The following is a 20318-nucleotide window of genomic DNA, read 5'->3' as shown; positions in this document are numbered from 1 at the left end:
TGAATGATGCAGGAGTATTTTTTCTCGATACATTTAACTTATGATGAGTGCATGGAATATTACCATGGCAACATCAAATATATTCAGGTTACGGAAGATGCAGGAAAGCGGATCCGCTTTCCTGCTAAGCATATTAGAAGGTTTGTTTCATCTTTAGGTGTAAGAGGGCGCTACCGTTTATGTCTAGATGGCCAAAATGGCTTTGTTTCGCTTGAAAAAATTGCTTAATTTAGAATTTTAACTCAGTCATATTGTATTTTTGTTAAATGGGTTTGTTATAAACTTAAATTACGTGTTATAAATTATCTGGTAGGACGTCTTACCAAGAGTGAAAACACGGCCTAAATGATAAAAAAGTACCGATTGAGCGCGTTCCATTTGTAATTTTGATAATTCGCTTCTATCGTAGTGGCAACAAAAAACAATAACTTGATTAGAAAATACCCGCCATAAGGGGGAGAAATAATGATAAAAAGATCGCTTTTTGTGAAAAACAAAATCATGCTCGGTCTTAGTGCAGCTGCGTTGTCTATGGGCAGTGCGCCTTTACTTGCAGCAAGTTTTCAAGTCGGTGATTTTGATATCACATTTGATTCGACTTTTTCTTACGGACAGAGTATTCGCGTTGAAGATAGAGACTTTCAATATGTAGGTAAAAGTAATCATCCAAGATTTGATTGGTCTGGCTATAACGCTTTAACGGGCAATACAGTTTATAGTTCGGCACAAGTGTGGGCTAATCCTGGTGCATACTCAAATAATGGTGATGCAGGTAATTTAAACTTTGATTCAGGGGATACCTTTTCTCAACTGGTTAAAGGCACACATGACTTAGCTATTAGTAAAGATAATTACGGGTTCTTTTCTCGTTTTATGTATTTTTATGATTTTGCTATGGAAGATGGTGATTTTGCTTATAACAATCCTGTTTCAGGTAAAAAAGTTGACCCATGCTCATTTGATGAGACAAAAGAGCAAGTTTGTTCTGATGTTCGTTTACTTGATGCGTTCGTGTGGGCAGACTTTGATCTTAACGATGGTAAAAATCCTCTTTCCGTTCGCTTAGGTCAGCAGGTAGTTAACTGGGGTGAAAGTACGTTAATCACTCACGGTATTAACGTTAACCCGGTAGACATCGACCGCTTAAAAGCGCCTGGTTCGGAAGTTAAAGAGGCGTTTATTCCCGTTGGGATGTTGTGGGCGTCTTTGGGGATCACCGACAATATTACACTCGAAGGCTTCTATCAGTACGAATGGCATGAAACACGCCTACCAGCGTCTGGCAGTTATTTCTCAACAAACGACTTCGCCCCAGCGAATGGCTTTTCGCAAAACGTTCAGTTAGGTTTCACATCTAATCCTGATATTGATTTACATCACCTAACCGATTCGCTTAACACTTTGCAAGCAACTTGGTTGGGCGGGTTAACTGCTCAAGGGTTAGATGTAACGCAAGATGGGGTAACAACCAGTGCATCAGCTCAACAGTTGCTTGCACAAATGTACCTTGCTTATCCAACAAAAGTGGCACTTAAAGGTAAAGGTGATGCAGGTAAGACGGAACCAAAAGACAGTGGTCAATTTGGTATACGTTTAGGCATTTACTCACCAGAACTAAATGATACTGAATTTGCGCTATATTACATAAACTATCATGCTCGTAGACCACTTATTTCAGGTAAAGCATCGAACTTTACAAATGCTGCTGTTGCGCAAGATCTTGCATATATCTCAGCCAACACAATAACAGAAGATAACATTACTAACCTAAATGCCTTTACGCAGGGTCAAATTGCATACCCTGAAGACATTAAACTATATGGTTTAAGTTTTAATACAGCAATTGGTGAAACCGCATTCGCTGGTGAATTTACCTATCGTGAAGACGAGCCTTTGCAAATCGATGACGTTGAGTTGTTATACGCAGGTATGGTTGAGCAGTTAGCTTATGCTGGTCGTCGTGATGACTTCGCTGGTTTTTCTCAGCTTAGTCAAGGCGACGCCGTTGCTTATGTTGACCCTGGTGAAGTGGCACAGGGCTATATTTTAAAAGATACTTTACAAGCACAGTTCACTGCGACACATTTGTTTGGTCCATCATTTGGTGCTGATAGCTGGGCGCTTGTTGGTGAAGTCGGGGCAGTAACGATTAAAGATATGCCAACTTACGATCAGCTGCGCTTAAATGTATCTGGTACCGGAAGAAGTGGCACTGTCGAAGGGATATCAGGAAAAAGCTATGATTTAATCCATCAAGCAGTATCTAATGGCCCAGAAGTTAACCCATTCCCAACGTCCTCAGCTTGGGGTTATCGCTTAATAGCAAAAGGTGAGTTTAATAACCTGTTTGCTGGCGTAAACTTTTCACCAAAGATTGTTTTTTCACATGATGTAAATGGTATTACACCAGACCCTATGTTTTTGTTTATTGAAGATCGCAAGTCTTTGGGTGTCACGATGAATTTCAATTATCAAAATGCATGGTCATTTGACGTCGGCTACAACACTTTTTGGGGTGGTGGTGCTACCAATACATTCGCAGACCGTGATTTTGTGTCTTTTAATATCAAGTATTCAATTTAAGGGCTTTCAGTATGTTTAGAAAACCTACACTCATTGCCGCGACGATGATAACACTGCTATCAGCGAGCAACGCGATGGCAAAAATGACGGCAGATCAAGTTGCACGCTTAGGCGTGGATCTTACACCGATTGGCGCTGAAAAGGCTGGTAACAAAGATGGCTCTATCCCAGCTTGGGATGGCGGTATCACTCAGCCTCCGGCCGACTATAAACCAGGAATGCATCATCCAGACCCATTTGCTGATGATAAAGTTTTATTTACCATCGACAAATCAAATGTTGATAAATATAAAGAGCATTTAAGTCCTGGTCAGGTTGCGATGTTTGATACGTATCCTGATACGTTCAAGATGAACATCTATCAAACTCGTCGCAGTGCTGCTTATCCTCAGTTTGTTTATGATGCAACTAAAAAGTATGCGTCAACGGCAGAGCTGATCGAAGGTGGTAACGGGATAAAAAATACTGCAATTGGTATTCCATTTCCTATTCCTAAAGATGGCTTAGAAGCAATTTGGAACCATTTATTACGTTATCGCGGTTTATCTATTGCGCGTTTTGGTGGGCAAGCTATGCCAACTGAATCTGGTTCTTATAACTTAATTGGTTTTGATGAAAAGTTGTTAGTAAAGTACTCAGCAACTGATGCAACACCGCAAGAGCTAAAAGAATCAAATGTTTTGTTTAAGTTCAAGCAAAAGGTCACTGAACCTGCACGTTTGGCAGGTACAGCATTATTGGTTCATGAAACCATGGATCAAATCTTAACACCACGTCAAGCTTGGACTTACAACACAGGTCAACGCCGAGTTCGTCGTGCACCAAACATAGCATATGATGCACCTGGAACGGCTTCTGATAGTCTACGTACAACGGATGACTTTGATATGTTTAACGGTTCACCGAATCGTTATGAGTGGACATTAAAAGGCAAACAGGAATTATATATTCCATATAACAGCTATAAGCTTCACAGCGATAAGCTTAAATATGAGGATATCTTAAAGCCTGGACATGTTAATCCTGAACATGTTCGCTATGAAAAGCACCGTGTATGGGTTGTGGAAGCAAACCTAAAAGAAGGCACGCGTCATATCTATAAAAAACGTGTTTTTTACATTGATGAAGACAGCTGGCAGATTCATATCGCAGATTTATACGACAATCGCGATCAAATGTATCGTGTAGCGATGGCACATGGTCTTAACTATTATGAAGTACCCACGCATTGGAGTACCTTGGATGTATATTATGACTTGAACTCTCGTCGTTATTTAGCAATTGGCCTAGATAACGAAGAAAAGATGTACGATTTCAGTCAGTCTTTCCAAGATAATGAATTTACACAGAGTGCGTTGCGCCGTGAGGGTAAACGCTAGAACGGTTCTCAACCAACTATTGTTAGCGGTCAAACTGATCGCTAGCAATTCTGTTTATTTGGCGAATTCTCGCCTCCTGTCACGTTTATTTGAGTAGTTTCAGCATGATAAAAACATCCATTGCGAGTGCCCTTGTACTGTTTTGTACTTCAGTGAGTGCGCAAGTTGCGCCAAAGTCAGCGTTACAAGTTCAACACCCTGAGAGGACCTTATTTACAGATATTGTGGATAATGAAGGCACGCTGATTGCCGTAGGTAAGCATGGCACGATAGTAACAAGTGATGATGGTAAACATTGGCTGCAAGCACAGGTGCCGGTTCAGTCACTGTTAACAGCTGTTACATCATTAAGTGCAGATAAATCTTGGGCATGTGGCCATGATAGCAGTATTTTATTTAGTAGTGATAAAGGCCAAACATGGCAAATTCAGCAGTTTTTACCAGAACAACAAAAACCATGTTTAGATATCGAATTTATTGACCCTAATGTAGGTTTTGCCATTGGGGCATATGGCATGTTTTACCAGACCGAAGACGGTGGTAAAACTTGGCATAAAAGATTTATAGATGACTTTGTTCACCCTGATGACAAGGACTATTTACGCGAATTAAAAGAAGATGATCCGCAAGCATATGAAGAGGAGACTAAATTCATACTTCCTCACTTTAATCGGCTATTGGTTCGACAGCAGCAGTTATTCCTTGTGGGTGAAATGGGTCTAGTTGCCCGCAGCCTAGATATGGGTAAAAGTTGGCAGCGACTAGATGAATTTTACCCTGGTTCATTTTTCTCAGTTGCCTCATATGAAGATGAAGAGGTCATTGTTGCGGGTTTACGTGGTAACGCTTTTATCGCAAATACCGAAAACCTTGAATTTAAAAAGATTAAAACGCCTGCCAAAGCAACCATTAATTCACTTGTTAACTTTGAAAATAAAACATTTATGTTAGCTAACAGTGGCTACTTATTTGGTTTTGAAAAGGGCGAAGTAGACTCATCACAATTAAGTAGTGGACACGCGATATTGTCGGCAGTCACATTCAGTAATAAGCTAGTTTTAGCCACCGAACAGGGACTAAAAATTTGGGAGGCTAAAAAGTAATGCAAGCCGTATTAAATAAATTAGAGTACATCGTATTTCGACACCGTATGGCAGTGGTACTGTTTTTTACGGTGTTAACATGTTTACTGGGATATAAAGCCACCCAAATTCAACTTGATGCGTCATTTAATAAAAATATTCCATTACAGCATGAATACATGCAGTTATATCTAAAGCATGAAAAACAATTCGGGGGTGCCAATAGCATTTTGCTCTCGGTATGCGATAAAGATGGAGACATTTTTAATGCTGATTTTTTTGCTCAACTAAAAGCGGTACATGATCAGTTATATTTTATTCCAGGAGTAAATAGACCATTAGTGAATTCGATATTTTCGCCAAGTGCTCGCTTTGTGGAAGTAGTTGAAGATGGTTTTGCTGGTGGCCCTATCATCCCAGCTAATTTTGCTGCGACTGAACAGGGTCTGGCTGTTGTAAAGCAAAACATTGAAAAAGCAAATGTAGTAGGTCGAATGATAGCCAGCGACTATAGCTGCGCTATGGTAAGTGCACAGTTGATGGAAATTGACCCACAAACCCAAGAGAAGCTCGATACACTTGCTTTTGCAAAAAAATTAGAATCTCAAATTCGTGAACCTCTAAGTACTGAACAGGTCAGCATCCATATTATTGGCTTTGCTAAAATGGCCGGAGATATCGCCGACGGTGCAAAAGGCGTTGTGTTATTTTTTGCTGTTGCTATTGCATTTACATTTATCATGGTTTGGTTATTTTGTAAGAGCTTTAAACTCACATTATTACCAATTGCATGCTCTATTATTGCCGTTGTGTGGCAAATGGGGTTGTTATCTAGTTTAGGATTTGGTTTGGATCCGATGTCTATTCTAGTGCCGTTTTTAGTTTTTGCTATTGGTGTTAGCCATGGCGTGCAAATGATCAATTCAATTGGTAAAAAAGTGGCTGAGGGGGTATCTAGTAAAGTAGCAGCTCAAGCGAGCTTTAAGGCATTGCTGATCCCTGGCGGTATTGCATTATTATCAGACACGATTGGCTTTTTAACATTATTAGCCATAGACATTGGTATTATTAGAGAATTAGCCATAACAGCAAGCTTAGGTGTGGCGGTCATTATATTTACAAATCTGGTGTTGCTACCTATTTTAGCTTCGTACTTTAATTCAAGTAAAATTAAGCGTGTTGATGACGGTAAGACAACATCTCATTCTTTGTTTACACAAGTAAGAGAAGTGCTGGTGTGTGCTACAGATAGAAAATGGGCCCGAGTAATTTTAGCTGTATCGGCGTTATTATTTGCGTTTGGCTATTGGCAGGCACAAAGTATGCGTATTGGTGATTTACATGCAGGTGCACCTTCGCTTCACCAAGATGCACGATATAATCAAGATACTTTCTTAATCTCAGACCGCTATGCTATTTCATCAGACATATTGAAAGTAATTGTTGAAGCTTATCCCGCTGCTTGTACTGAGCATGAAACAATGGCAAGGATAAGTCGTTTTCAATGGCGCGTTGAAAATCTATCAGGTGTACAATCTGCCGTCTCTTTGAGCTCTGTAGCACAAGCTGTTAATGCTGGTTACAATGAAGGTAACCAGAAATGGCAAACGCTCCCACGAAACAGTGCATCTTTAGTACAAGCGACTTCTCGTGTTGAAACCAGTACAGGGTTACTTAATGGCGATTGTTCGGTTATGCCAGTGATCATTTTTATGGAAGATCATAAAGCAGAAACCATTGATTACGTTGTTTCAAGTATTAAACAATTTGCACAAGAAGAAAATACCGACACTGTTCAGTTTAAATTAGCTTCAGGCCCGATAGGTGTAATGGCTGCAACAAACGAGTCAGTATCTGCGGCACAGTTGCCAATGATGATCTATGTATACGGTGCAGTCATTATTTTGTGCTTGGTAAGTTTTAGAAGTGTTAAAGCAACGATTGCTGTGGTGTTACCACTTTATATTGTATCAACCTTAGCACAAGCCTTAATGGTAAAATTGGAAATAGGCCTTACAGTTTCTACATTGCCAGTGATTGCACTTGGAGTAGGTATTGGTGTTGATTATGGTATTTATATCCTGTCGTCTATGATGGGACAGTTAAAGCAAGGTATACCTTTACCAATTGCTTATCGAAATGCGCTTGCTGAGCGAGGTAGTGCAGTGCTGTTCACAGGTATTACATTAGCGATAGGAGTTAGTACTTGGATTTTCTCTGCACTGAAGTTTCAAGTCGATATGGGTATACTTCTAACGTTTATGTTTTTGGTAAATATGCTCGGTGCTGTGTTGTTGTTACCTGCTATAGGCACGTTACTCTGGACCGACCAGAAAAAAAAACGTGAATAAATGTGCTCTTAAATAGCCATGAATGGCTATTTATATCTATATTTTGTGAATAGATGAGCAAATAGCTGAAAAGCTTAAAATGTTTTCATCGAAAAGGCTGTTTATTAGCGTCAGAAAGGTTAAAATTCTTTTGACTCCACGCTAATAAACAGCTGTACAAATAATCTACCGTTCAAAGGTGGTATAGATTAAGGAACACATATGACACAAAATGAAGGTCCAGCATCAGTTATCTTGGATAACGTATGTAAGTTGATCCACAAGAAAGTTCATGCAGAAAACGTGTCACTCGTTGAAAAATTTGCCAAAGCCTTGTACAGCAATATGTGTAAAGAGGACTTGGCAAACCGCAACGATAGTGACTTATATGGCGCTGCACTTAGTCTTTGGAATTCTCTCGAACAAAATAACTCAGATGATGCGATTATTCGCGTATTCAATCCTGAGGTAGCAAAAGATGGCTGGCAGTCATCTCATACAATCGTAGAGATAATAGCCAAAGATATGCCTTTTTTGGTTGATTCAGTGCGTATGGCGATGACTCGCGAAAATATTGTTTCGCATTTATTGTTACACTGTCCTCTGAAAATTCAACGTAATGATGACGCAAGTATCTCCGCGATTTCCAACTTAAAAACAGAACAAGAGTCGACATCGACCAAAACGGTGTTCTTTATTGAAATAGACCGTCAAACGGATAAAAGAGAAATTGAAGCCTTTAAAAAAGAGCTTGAGTCTGTTTTACAAGATGTGTCTTTGGCAGTAGAAGACTGGCTACCGATTCGCAATAAACTTAAGTCAGTCATTAAAGATTTACCAAAACGTGATTTTAAATGCGATGAAAGTGAAGTAAAAGAAGCAATAGAATTCTTAGACTGGTTAACACAAGACAACTTTACCTTTATGGGCTATCGTCAATATGATTTGTGCCCAGTTCAAGGAGATTATGAACTTAAGCATGTGACAGAGACTAGCTTAGGTTTAATGAAAAAATCTTCTGATGCTCAAGGGCGGTTATTATCTGAGTTACCAGAAGTTGCCCGTAAAGAAGCGCGTAGTAGTAACTTACTCATTCTTACCAAAACAAATTCATTGTCACGAGTGCATCGTCCAGCATACGTAGATTACGTAGGTATTAAGCGTTTTGATAACGACGGTAACGTGATTGGTGAAGACCGCTTTATTGGCCTGTTTTCATCAAGCTTTTACAACAATAGTGCTGCTGATGTGCCGGTGCTCAAAAGCAAGATTAATCGCATCATGCAAATGTGTGATTTTGCGCAAGGAACGCACGCTTATAAAGCGGTGTTAAATATCCTTGAGACATACCCTCGAGATGAGCTAGTTCAAGCGCGTGAAGCGGAACTTTTAGAAGTTGCCATGGGTGTACTGCAAGTGCAAGAGCGAGACATGTGTCGTTTATTTGTTCGTAAAGACATTTATGGTCGTTTCTTTTCTTGTATGGTTTATGTACCAAGAGAGCGTTATAACACCGCACTTAGACGTGAAACTCAACAATTGTTGGCCAATGCGTTCCAATCAAAAGAAAAAGTTGAATTCACAACCTACTTCTCAGAATCTACGCTTGCAAGAACGCATTATACTGTACGTGTAGCCGATAATAATATTGAATATAACGTGAAAGATATTGAAAACAACCTAATTGAAGCCGCTCGCACTTGGGAAGATAAACTTCATGATGCGTTGCTTGAAAGTGCGGGTGAGTCTCGTGGTAATGAATTGTTTAGAAAGTATGCATCAGCATTTCCAAGAGCTTATAAAGATGAAGTGTTGCCAAGTGCATCAGTTGTTGATATCGAAAAGGTAGAGCAACTTGATGATGAGAACAAGCTAGATATGCTGTTCTATCGTCCACAAGAAGAAGCAAATTCACAAATCGTGCGTTTAAGCTTGTTTCACAAAGACGTGCCTATTCATTTGTCTGATGTGATGCCAATGCTTGAGAACTTTGGTTTACGTGTGATTGGTGAAACACCTTTTGCAATTAAATCAAGCGATGGGCAAGTTAATTGGATTATGGATTTCTCAATGCTGCTCGACAGCAAGGGAATTGCTGATTTCAACAAAGTCTCAGCGCGTTTTCGTGCTGCTTTAACAAATGTATGGCATAACCGTTTAGAGAATGATGGTTTTAATCGTTTAGTGCTTCTAGGTGGTTTGACGGGTCGTGAAGCATCCATTCTTCGTGCATATGCTAAATATATGCGCCAAATTGGAGTGACATTTTCGCAAAGCTATATTGAGAATACATTTGATCACTATCCGCATATTGCAGCTAAAATTGTTGATTTATTTGTTAAAAAGTTTTCTCCATCAAAGCCAGCAGCTCAAAAAACCATCGATAAAGTGATCGCTGGTATTTATGAAGACTTGGAAAGTGTCGCAAACTTAGATGACGATCGTATCATTCGTTTGTACGTTGATATGATTAATGCGACATTGCGTACTAACTTTTTCCAAAAAGAACAAGATGGTAGCAACAAATCATATGTTTCGTTTAAGGTGAAACCTAGCGAAATTCCAGATATGCCATTGCCATTGCCTGCATTTGAAATTTTTGTTTACTCACCGCGTGTTGAGGGTGTTCACCTTCGCGGCGGGAAAGTAGCGCGTGGTGGTTTGCGTTGGTCTGATAGACGAGAAGACTTCCGTACTGAAGTACTGGGCCTAGTTAAAGCACAACAAGTTAAGAATACGGTAATTGTACCCGTTGGCTCTAAAGGTGGTTTTGTATGTAAGCAACTACCCAGTGAGCGCGAAGCATTCTTTAAAGAAGGGCAAGAGTGTTACAAAATCTTCATTCGTGGTTTACTCGATATTACCGATAATATTGTGCATGGTGAAATCGTTGCGCCTCAAAGTGTACTTCGCCATGATGAAGATGACCCATATTTAGTTGTAGCGGCTGATAAAGGGACTGCCACTTTCTCGGATATTGCCAATGGTATAGCCCAAGAATATAATTTCTGGCTAGGTGATGCATTCGCATCAGGTGGTTCAATTGGTTATGACCATAAGAAAATGGGTATTACGGCTAAAGGTGCTTGGGAATCTGTAAAACGACATTTCCGTGAAATGGACATTGATTGTCAAACTACAGACTTTACCGCTGTCGGTATAGGTGATATGGCAGGTGACGTGTTTGGTAATGGTATGTTGCTATCAAAGCATATTCGATTGCAAGTCGCGTTTAACCACATGCATATTTTTGTCGACCCTAACCCTGACGCTGCTAAATCTTATGTTGAACGCGAGCGCTTATTCGCATTACCTCGCTCTTCTTGGGAAGATTATGATAAATCGTTGATCTCAGAAGGTGGGGGTATTTTTTCTCGTGCAGCTAAATCTATTACATTGACAGCTGAAATGAAAAAAATGCTTGGCACTAAAAAAGCAAGCATGACACCAAATGAGCTAATTAAGGCTGTTTTGATGATGCCGTCTGATTTGCTCTGGAATGGTGGTATCGGTACTTATATTAAGCACTCTAAAGAGACAAGTGCAGAAGTTGGCGATCGTGCCAATGATGCGTTGCGCATTAATGGTGCTGATCTTGGCGCTAAAATCTTCGGTGAAGGTGGCAACTTAGGTGCAACTCAGCTGGGTCGTATCGAATTTGCGAGCAAAGGCGGGCGCATTAATACTGACTTTATAGATAATGTTGGTGGTGTAGCATGTTCCGATAACGAAGTTAATATTAAGATTCTATTAAATGGTCTTGTTGCTGAAGGTGATTTAACTCAAAAGCAACGTGATGAGTTACTTTACTCAATGACCGATGAAGTTTCTGAGTTGGTGTTGGCTGATTGTTATCGTCAAACACACACACTTTCGATTACTAAATCAAAAGGTCCTGCAACGTTAAAAGAGAAAGTGCGCTTTATTCATGCGCTTGAAAAAGACGGTAAGCTTGATCGAAACATCGAATTCTTACCAACAGATGAAGAGCTTGCGGAGCGTGCTGCCGCAGATAAGGACCTGACACGTCCAGAGTTATCTGTGCTGGTCTCTTATTCAAAAATGGTTTTAAAAGAGTCACTCGTTGTAGATGATGTGTCTGAAAACCCATATTATCGTCAACTACTCGTTACATCGTTCCCAGTTCCACTGCGTGAAAAGTTCAATTTAGCAATGGATAACCATCCATTACGTAAAGAAATTATCGCCACAAAATTAGCAAATAACATTGTTAATGATATGGGCTTGAACTTCATGGTTCGCATGAACGAAGAAACAGGTGCAAGTGACAGCGAAATTGCACTTTGCTACTCAATTGCCAGTGCTATTTTTGAAATGAAGAGCACATGGAGTGCTATTGCTCAATTGGATAACAAGATCCCATCAACGGTGCAAACCGAGATGCTTTATCAACTGCGTCGTACGGTTCGTCGAGCTACGCGTTGGTTCTTACGTCATCGTAATAAAGCCATGACGATTGAGCAAACAATCGAGTTTTTTGCACCAGTGTTTAAAGATGTGAGCAATAATTTAAACAGCTATATGATTGAATCAGAAAGTGCTTCGATTATGGCAAATGCTAAAAAGCTAGAAGAAAAAGGCGTACCAAATGATATCGCTTTACGTATCGTATCTTTATCTAGCTTGTTCTCAGTGATGGACTTAGCTGAAGTTGCACAAAACTCTAATCGTAAAGTTGAATTGGTTTCGAATACTTACTTTAACCTTGGTGCAAGTATGGGCCTGCATTGGTTCTTAGATCAGATCACAGCCCAACCTGTATCAAATCATTGGCAGGCACTTGCTCGTGCATCATACCGTGAAGAGTTAGATTGGCAACAACGCTCACTAACAGAAGTGGTGCTAAACAGCTTTGAGGGTGATGAAGAAGATGTAAATGCACTAATCGAACAGTGGATGGACAACCAATCATTACTATTACATCGTTGGCAGCAAATGTTACAAGAGTTTAAGACTTCACAAAGCCATGATTTTGCTAAGTTTTCAGTAGCACTACGAGAACTAATGTTGTTGAGTCACAATTGTGACACTATTAAATAATTTTTAAATAGTTAAAATACCCCGGCCTTGCTGGGGTATTTTTTTGTCTGTATTCAATTACAGATTGTTATGTTACTTAGGAATTTTGAGGAGTTTTCATGTTTTATGATATTGCGCGTCGCTATATGTTTAGCCGTGATGCTGAATGGGCACACGAATTTGCATTAGATAATTTAAGACGTTTTGCACATACACCGTTGAGTATGGCGTGGTCGCAATCTGTCGCGGATAAACCAGTAAACTTCCTTGGCTTAGAACTTAAAAATCCAGTAGGGCTTGCTGCAGGCTTAGATAAAAATGCAGAGTGTATAGATGCATTTGCGCAAATGGGGTTTGGTTTTCTTGAAGTTGGAACTGTTACACCAAGGCCACAGTTAGGCAACGAAAAGCCGCGCATTTTTAGATTGCCAGAAGCACACGCAATTATTAATAGAATGGGTTTTAACAATAAAGGTGTGGATAATTTAGTAAATAATGTAAAAGCTGCAAAATATGATGGGATCTTAGGGATCAACATTGGGAAAAATAAAGATACGCCAAATGAACAAGGCAAAGACGATTACATTCATTGTATGAGAAAAGTATTTGAACATGCTTCATATATCACTGTAAATATTTCTTCACCAAATACACCTGGGCTACGAGATTTACAATACGGAGATGCCCTTGACGATTTATTGCAAAGTCTTAAAAATGAGCAAATGGACCTAATAGCTAAGCACAGTAAGTCTGTGCCTATGTTAGTTAAGATTGCACCGGATATTGATGCTGTGCAAGTTGCGCAAATAGCTGAATCATTACAAAAAAACCGAATTGATGGTGTGATTGCAACTAATACCACTTTAGAGCGTGGTGCAGTTGATGGTTTGCAATATGCGACCGAAGCAGGTGGTTTGTCAGGTCAACCTGTCAGAGAAAAGTCTACGTTTGTAGTGAGCGAACTTAAGCGCCTTACAGAAGGTAAATTGCCGATTATTGGAGTAGGTGGTATTGACTCTGCTCTGTCTGCAAAAGAGAAGCTTGATGCGGGTGCCTCATTGCTGCAAGTTTACACAGGCTTTATTTACGAAGGTCCAAAATTGGTTAAAAAGATCATTGATGGTTTATAAGGATCAGTTATATAAGCCAATGATCATCTACAAATTGTTCTTATAAAAATTTTCACAGCTTACTATTTTTGTTTATAATCCCTTGTACTATTCAATAAAGTAAAATAGTACGGGGGTTTTATTTTGCAGGCATCAAAAGAGTGGCAATGGATTAGTTGTCGCGAAAAAAACCGTTTGCTTGTAGATTTAGGAGAGGAGTTAATTCTCTGTACTCCTTTTCGCATACGTCAACTTACACAAGACGCTTATAGTAATCCCCATTTTAGTATTAGCGAAGCAGGCTACTATCAAAACGTATTTGATTATCTTCGTAGTTTTAATGTTTGGTCTGATCCTCAATGTTGTCAAATAGCACTTAATGCAACAGCTGCGAAGTTTTATTTACTCCCTGTTCAAGCTAAAAGTTGGTTCTTTGAAATTTATTCAGGAGAGCAGCCTTGTACGGAAGCGATTATTCGTTTGCGTTCAAATCAACAACAAGGTGATTTTTTTATTGTTGAACAAGTCGATAGTACTTGTTTGTGTATTAGTTTAAGTGGTGAATTTGCTTTAGATGAAAACCTAACATTAGAGCAATTTCAAGCAATCAAAGTTTTAAATAACCGTGTGCACCCAGTATTAAGTAGTAATAAAATTTCCCAAATGGCGTGATCAAGCTCCCTCTAACCTATGTTATACTCGCGGGTAATTGAATATAAAGGGTTAGTACATTGCAATTTATCGCGCTCACATCTATTGGTATCGAACATCTCCTCGCTGAAGAACTTCAACAAGCAGGCCTAGAGCTAGGCAAGCAAAGCGTTGGCTCAGTCAGGTTTAATGCCGATAACATCGCAGCTCAAAGGTTTTGTTTAACAACGCGTTTTGCCACACGTGTTATGTTAATGATCGATGAAAGTGAAGAGATAAGTGATAAAGCTGCGCTTTATAAATTTGCGCGCTTCCAAGCGTGGCAAGATTGGTTTGGTCCAACTCAAACGTTTGCAATTGAGTTCAATGGCACTAACACTGAGCTTAAAAATACGCAATTTTCAGGGCTTGTTATAAAAGATGGCATTGTTGACTATTTTAATGATTTGTATGAGCAGCGCCCTAATGTAGATAAAACAGATCCAAACATCAGAGTGATTGCCAAACTAAATAAAAATAAGTGCGCATTATATATTGATTACTCAGGCCCTCGCTTATCTGATAGGGGGTATCGAACACGTCAAGGTAAAGCACCTATTCGTGAGCATTTAGCCGCTGCTTTGGTTAAACGCAGTGGTTGGTTAGATGATATTTCTCGTCCGCTTTTTGACCCATGTTGTGGTTCAGGTACGCTGCTGATTGAAGCCGCATGTATGGCAAACAACATATATCCAAACATCAATAAAGAATTTGCATTTAAACGTCTTCCAAGTTTTCGGAAATCTAAGTTTGACGAAACCATAGCCGATGTAAAGTCTTCTCAGACGGATAATAGTTTATGGCTTATAGGCAGTGATTTTGATAGCAAAGTTATTGATGTTGCAAAGCAAAATGCACATAGAGCCGATGTAGACAGCCAGATCAAGTTTACAGTAAAAGATGCGAATGGATTAAATAGCGTTGCTAAACGAGCAGGTGTTATATTAAGTAACTTACCGTATGGTGAGCGTTTAGGATCGATGGCAGAGTTGGTCAGTTTATATCGTAATTTAGGTATTGCTTTTAAAAAGCACTTTCAAGATTGGAAACTGGCACTTTTGGGCACTGACGATAGTTTATTTAAATTATTAAAGCTTGCGCGTGAAAAGCGCTATAAATTTAAAAATGGTCCAATAGATGTTGAATTAAACCTTTATGATCTTAACGCGCGTCAGGTATCTCAAAATGAGCAAAAAACGGGATTAAACTTTGAAGGGTCGAGTGCATTTGCAAATCGCTTAAAGAAAAATAAACAAGGCTTAAAAAGTTGGTTGAAGAAAGAGCAAGTTAATGCTTACCGTGTATATGATGCAGATATTCCTGAGTATAATGTTGCTGTCGATGTATATAACAATTCTGCGGTGATATTTGAGTATGCTGCACCTAAAGAAATTGATGATGTTATTGCGCAAAAACGCTTACAAGATGTGATAACTTTAACCGCAGAACAGCTTGATATTGCCCCAGAAGATATTGCCGTAAAAGTACGTAAAAAACAAAAGGGCGAGTCGCAATATACTGCGATGGATAAACAACATCGCTACGATACGATTGACGAGTTTGGTGCGAAGTTTAAGGTGAATCTATTTGACTACTTAGACACGGGTTTATTTTTAGACCATCGTTTGGTACGTCGTTACATTCAGCAAAATGCCAAAGACCAGCGTTTTTTGAATCTGTTTGCTTATACTGGTTCTGCGTCGGTTCATGCTGCATTCGGTGGTGCTAAGTCTGTCACGACTATTGATATGTCAAAAACATATCTAAAGTGGGCTGAAGACAACTTTGCGCTTAACAACCTTAAAAATCCACGTTATCGTTTTGAGCAAGCCGACTGTTTAAAGTGGTTGGAGCATGCTCAGGGGCAATATGATTTGATCTTTTTAGATCCACCTACATTTTCAAACTCTAAACGAATGAAAGATGTATTTGATGTGCAGAGTGATCATATTCAGCTATTAACTTGGATCAAGAAAATCTTAAGCCCAAAGGGCACCTTGATATTCTCAAACAATAAGCGCGGCTTTAAGATGGATGAAGTTGGCTTGATAGGCTTGGGGTTAAAGGCAGAGAATATTTCAGACAAAACGCAGTCACCTGATTTTAAGCGTAATAAGCAAATTCACAATAGTTGGTTAATAACTCATGGCTAAAGTAATTTTGTATTACACAGAAGGTTGTCATTTGTGTGAACAAGCCTATCAAATGACGCTTCAAGTAATGAGCGAAAGTGATATTAAGCATATTGATATAATAGATGAGCAAGCGTTGATGGATATTTATCAAACATCAATCCCTGTGATAAAAAAAATCAGTGACGAACAGGTTTTATACTGGCCTTTCGAATTACAACAAATTCAACAACTCGTAGAATAATATGGATTTAATTAGAATATCAAAAGCGCAACTAGCGTTTGGAACACACCCTTTATTGGATAATGCAGATGCGCTTATTGAAGCAGGTGAACGCGTATGTATCGTAGGCCGAAATGGTGCCGGTAAGTCGACTTTGCTTAAGGTACTTGACGGTGCAGTATTACTTGACGATGGTGACATAAATCGCATCGGAGAGTTAAAAATATCGCGCTTAGAGCAAGACCCGCCTAAAGGCGTAGAAGGTTCTGTATTTGATTATGTAGCAAGTGGTTTACCAGATATTGCAGAGCTCCTTATCGAATTTCATCATATCAGTGATGCACTGCAAACTGACCAATCGCCAAAGCTACTAAATAAGCTCGAAAAGCTCTCGAACAAAATTGAAGCGGCTGATGCATGGCGCTTTGAAAGTCGTATAAATTTGGTGCTAACTCAGCTAGAGCTGAGTGCAAACATGCGTTTAGAAAAGCTCTCAGGGGGCTGGTTGCGTAAGGTCGCATTAGCAAAAGCATTAGTTAGCGATCCGGATTTGTTGCTTCTTGATGAGCCAACTAACCACTTAGATATGAATAGTGTGATCTGGTTAGAGCAGTTTTTAAAAGAGTTTAAAGGCGGCATTGTATTTATTTCTCACGATAGGGCATTTATACGTGCGGTAGCAACCCGTATTTTAGACCTTGATAGAGGGATGTTGATTTCTTACCCAGGCGACTATGCGAAGTACTTAGAACAAAAGGCGCATGACTTAAAAGTTGAAGAAACTCAAAATGCGCTATTTGACAAAAAATTAGCTGAAGAAGAAACTTGGATCAGACAAGGTATTAAAGCACGAAGAACACGTAATGAAGGTCGGGTCAGAGCGCTCAAAGCGTTGCGCAATGAACGTAAACAACGTGTAGAACAAGTAGGTAAAACAGACTTTAATATAGAAACAGCAGAGCGTTCAGGTAAATTAGTCTTTGAAGCGCAGCACGTATATCACGCTTTTAAAGATAAAAAAATAGCCAAAGATTTTTCTACATTGGTAATGCGTGGTGACAGAGTTGGTCTTGTAGGCCCCAATGGGGTCGGAAAAACCACGTTACTTAAATTACTGTTTGGTCAGCTTGAGGCTGATGAGGGTAAAATTAAGCAAGGGGTTAACCTTGAAGTAGCTTATTTTGATCAATACCGAGAGAAGCTAGATGAAGAAGCAACGGTACAGGATAATGTTGCTGAAGGTAAGCAAGAAGTGATGATGGGTGGTCGTAGCCGTCATGTATTAGGCTACTTACAAGACTTTTTATTTCCGCCAGCACGAGCGAGAACGCCAGTTAAAGCGTTGTCAGGTGGTGAGAAAAACCGTTTGCTATTAGCAAAGTTATTTTTAAAACCGTCTAATGTACTAGTCCTTGATGAACCAACGAATGATTTAGACATTGAAACCCTTGAGCTATTAGAAGATATTATTAATCAATATCAAGGCACGATTTTAATTGTTAGTCACGACCGTGAGTTTATTGATAATACATGCAATACCGTTTGGGCGTTTGAAGGTGATGGTCAAATCACTGATATTGTAGGCGGATATTCAGATTACGAACAATATTTGTCATATCGTGAAGCACAGGCTAAAGCACTTGAAAAGCAACATAAGCAAGATGTTGAAAAACAAGTTAAGCAGGTCAAAACGATTGATAACAAAGCCACCAAGTTAAGTTACAAATTAAAACTTGAACTGGAACAGTTGCCAAGTAAAGTAGAGTCACTTGAACAAGCTCTAGAGCAACAGCAAGAAATTGTGAACTCACCAGAGTTTTTTAAACAAGATGCACAAACTACCCAAAATGCGTTGAACGAATTAGCTGAACTTGAGTCGAAGCTTGAAATCGCGTTCGAGCGTTGGGAAGAACTAGAAGCATTACAAAATCAGTAGTAAGGATTGAAATGAAGCACACATTTTTAGCTGTGAGTATTTTAGCTGGCTTAAGTAGCCAAGCACTGGCAGCCACCTATCAGTTAACAGAGTTACCTCGCTATGAAGGCGCAAAGTATACGTTTATTTCTGATGTAAATGACAATGGTCAAATAATTGGTGCTGCAACCAGTTTATTTAATTTACCAATTGATGTCAGCTATATTGATTTCGATGATGCAACCATTAAAAATGCATATGATCAGGCAAAGCGCTCTTACGAACAAATAGATGAAGAAATATCTTTTACATTGGAAGATATAAAAAATGGTGCAGCAGCGACCAACGCTGATGCAAACCGTTTTATGCTGAGCTTTTTAGGTGCCCGAGCGAATTCGGCTGAATATCAAAAATTACAAGACAGAATCGCATTAGATATTGATGCAATATCGGCACAAGAGCATGTACTATTCGATATTGAAAATAGTGATACTAATGGCTTAACACGTTCTACATCTAATTACCTTACAGCCATTAGTGAAGATGGTGTGATGGTTGGCTGGGGATCAGCGCCTTTTTCAAAAACAACTTTTACACCAGAGGGGCAGTCGGAAGAAGAAACGTTTTTTATCAGAGATTGGAGCTCAAGAGGGGTAGTGATAACCCCACAAGGTGAAAAAGTTATTTTAGAACCTGAATTTACCGAGCACGGTGGATATAGCATTGCAACTGATATTAAAAAGCTAGATAACGGTGGATATGTTGTTGTTGGTCAATCGAGTGTCGGTATACCTGAGAATCGTCAAAAAAATTATGATGATAACTGTGATTCAAAAGATGAACCTCTACAAGTGTGTAGATGGTTACAGCAATTATCAGCCAGGCAGTTTTATGATTTAAGAGCTTTTAAATGGCAGCTAGATGAAAGCTTTAATGTTATAAGTACAACGAATTTAGGGCTTGGACTAACACCCAAGGATGATGAGAACGATGCCTTTGTGAGTGCAGCACTTGCTGTTAATAGAGCAGGTGTTACTGTTGGTTACTCTCCTTATCGTGGAGAAGAGGATGGGGCAGTTGCTTATCCATTTAATATCGCAGGCTATTTTGAAGATGGTAAACTTGTGCCATTTAAAGAATTAGAAAATAGAGCTGCAACAGGTAAAGCGACTGATATAAATAATAATAATATTGCTATAGGGTATATGGGTAGACGAGTTGGAAATGGCTCAATACTTGACCAATATGGCTTTTACTATGATGTGAATACGAAAGAATATACCCAAATGCCTTATTTCTTTAAGGGATCGAGCACGGTTACTACCGATATTAATGATGCTGGATATATTATTGGCCAAGCTGAAATTGAGAAAAATAGCAGTAATCGTCGAAGAGAGGGGTTTATTTATAAAGTTGGCGATGAAAAGCTTTTAAATATAAACGACTTATTACCATGTAAAGATAATAGCGGTAACAACTACCCCTATACGGTTGCAGAAGCAATAAAAATAACTGAGTCAAATCATATTTATGCGATTGCGACAAAAACCGTAGAGCGAAGAGATAGACTTGGCAATATAGAAAAAGACAGTAACGGCGAGATTGAGTATGAGTCTGTTACTTTGCCAGTGTTATTGACACCGACACCTCAAGGGCAGATAGAAGATTGTGCACCGCCTGAAGCCGAAACCTATGAACGCCAGTCGGGGAGTGTTTTGGTACTGAGCTTATTAGTGATGCCATTTGCTTGGCTTAGAAGAAAAAAGCTCAAGTTATCAAACAGATAAATTAAGAGACAATAAAAAAAGCTCGTCGTTTCGTTTCGTTTCGTTTAC

12 protein-coding genes are annotated in these 20318 nt (G+C 39.3%); all 12 read left to right on the top strand.

What is annotated here, in order from left to right:
• The first annotated feature begins 3 nt into the window (after positions 1–3).
• The 12 genes from SANK73390_RS10875 (at position 4) to SANK73390_RS10820 (ending at position 20270) form a co-directional block, all read left to right on the top strand.
• Complete coding sequence (locus SANK73390_RS10875) at positions 4–228, top strand: DUF2835 domain-containing protein (protein WP_462766048.1); 225 nt, start codon at positions 4–6, stop codon at positions 226–228.
• 237 nt (positions 229–465) lie between these two features.
• Complete coding sequence (locus tag SANK73390_RS10870) at positions 466–2583, top strand: DUF1302 domain-containing protein (protein ID WP_462766047.1); 2118 nt, start codon at positions 466–468, stop codon at positions 2581–2583.
• An 11-nt stretch (positions 2584–2594) separates the two neighbouring features.
• Complete coding sequence (locus tag SANK73390_RS10865; RefSeq protein ID WP_462766046.1) at positions 2595–3962, top strand: DUF1329 domain-containing protein; 1368 nt, start codon at positions 2595–2597, stop codon at positions 3960–3962.
• A 104-nt stretch (positions 3963–4066) separates the two neighbouring features.
• Positions 4067–5065: a WD40/YVTN/BNR-like repeat-containing protein gene (locus SANK73390_RS10860; RefSeq protein WP_462766045.1), complete on the top strand. Its 999-nt coding sequence runs from the start codon at positions 4067–4069 to the stop codon at positions 5063–5065.
• Positions 5065–7395, top strand: coding sequence for an efflux RND transporter permease subunit (locus SANK73390_RS10855; RefSeq protein WP_462766044.1), 2331 nt, complete (start codon positions 5065–5067; stop codon positions 7393–7395). The genes SANK73390_RS10860 and SANK73390_RS10855 overlap by 1 nt, the downstream gene beginning before the upstream one ends.
• 201 nt (positions 7396–7596) lie before the next feature.
• Positions 7597–12435: an NAD-glutamate dehydrogenase gene (locus SANK73390_RS10850; RefSeq protein WP_462766043.1), complete on the top strand. Its 4839-nt coding sequence runs from the start codon at positions 7597–7599 to the stop codon at positions 12433–12435.
• A 98-nt stretch (positions 12436–12533) separates the two neighbouring features.
• Positions 12534–13544 carry a quinone-dependent dihydroorotate dehydrogenase gene (gene pyrD, locus SANK73390_RS10845; RefSeq protein WP_462766042.1) on the top strand — a complete coding sequence of 337 codons (1011 nt, stop codon included), beginning with the start codon at positions 12534–12536 and terminating at the stop codon, positions 13542–13544.
• A 120-nt stretch (positions 13545–13664) separates the two neighbouring features.
• Positions 13665–14195, top strand: a complete 531-nt coding sequence (locus SANK73390_RS10840) for a cell division protein ZapC domain-containing protein (RefSeq protein ID WP_462766054.1) — start codon at positions 13665–13667, stop codon at positions 14193–14195.
• 59 nt (positions 14196–14254) lie between these two features.
• On the top strand, positions 14255–16366 hold the full coding sequence (gene rlmKL, locus SANK73390_RS10835) for a bifunctional 23S rRNA (guanine(2069)-N(7))-methyltransferase RlmK/23S rRNA (guanine(2445)-N(2))-methyltransferase RlmL (RefSeq protein ID WP_462766041.1): 2112 nt from the start codon (positions 14255–14257) through the stop codon (positions 16364–16366).
• The gene (locus tag SANK73390_RS10830) at positions 16359–16589 is read left to right on the top strand and encodes a glutaredoxin family protein (protein WP_462766040.1); all 231 of its coding nucleotides are present in this window, start codon (positions 16359–16361) and stop codon (positions 16587–16589) included. Before rlmKL ends, SANK73390_RS10830 begins: the two co-directional genes overlap by 8 nt.
• Before the next feature lies 1 nt (position 16590).
• Positions 16591–18504 carry an ATP-binding cassette ATPase Uup gene (gene uup, locus SANK73390_RS10825; protein WP_462766039.1) on the top strand — a complete coding sequence of 638 codons (1914 nt, stop codon included), beginning with the start codon at positions 16591–16593 and terminating at the stop codon, positions 18502–18504.
• A gap of 11 nt (positions 18505–18515) precedes the next feature.
• Positions 18516–20270 (top strand): DUF3466 family protein, encoded by a 1755-nt coding sequence (locus tag SANK73390_RS10820; RefSeq protein ID WP_462766038.1) that lies wholly within the window; start codon positions 18516–18518, stop codon positions 20268–20270.
• The last annotated feature ends 48 nt before the right edge of the window (positions 20271–20318 follow it).

The organism is Pseudoalteromonas sp. SANK 73390, assembly GCF_054966645.1.
Note: the sequence above shows the minus strand (reverse complement) of the source record. Positions and strands in the feature narration are given on the sequence as shown.

Excerpts from the sequence above, each read along its gene's own strand:
- SANK73390_RS10850 (WP_462766043.1), top strand. The coding sequence starts at position 7,597 with ATGACACAAAATGAAGGTCCAGCATCAGTTATCTTGGATAACGTATGT.
- SANK73390_RS10870 (WP_462766047.1), top strand. The coding sequence starts at position 466 with ATGATAAAAAGATCGCTTTTTGTGAAAAACAAAATCATGCTCGGTCTT.
- pyrD (WP_462766042.1), top strand. The coding sequence starts at position 12,534 with ATGTTTTATGATATTGCGCGTCGCTATATGTTTAGCCGTGATGCTGAA.
- SANK73390_RS10865 (WP_462766046.1), top strand. The coding sequence starts at position 2,595 with ATGTTTAGAAAACCTACACTCATTGCCGCGACGATGATAACACTGCTA.
- SANK73390_RS10820 (WP_462766038.1), top strand. The coding sequence starts at position 18,516 with ATGAAGCACACATTTTTAGCTGTGAGTATTTTAGCTGGCTTAAGTAGC.
- SANK73390_RS10875 (WP_462766048.1), top strand. The coding sequence starts at position 4 with ATGATGCAGGAGTATTTTTTCTCGATACATTTAACTTATGATGAGTGC.
- SANK73390_RS10855 (WP_462766044.1), top strand. The coding sequence starts at position 5,065 with ATGCAAGCCGTATTAAATAAATTAGAGTACATCGTATTTCGACACCGT.
- SANK73390_RS10860 (WP_462766045.1), top strand. The coding sequence starts at position 4,067 with ATGATAAAAACATCCATTGCGAGTGCCCTTGTACTGTTTTGTACTTCA.
- SANK73390_RS10830 (WP_462766040.1), top strand. The coding sequence starts at position 16,359 with ATGGCTAAAGTAATTTTGTATTACACAGAAGGTTGTCATTTGTGTGAA.
- uup (WP_462766039.1), top strand. The coding sequence starts at position 16,591 with ATGGATTTAATTAGAATATCAAAAGCGCAACTAGCGTTTGGAACACAC.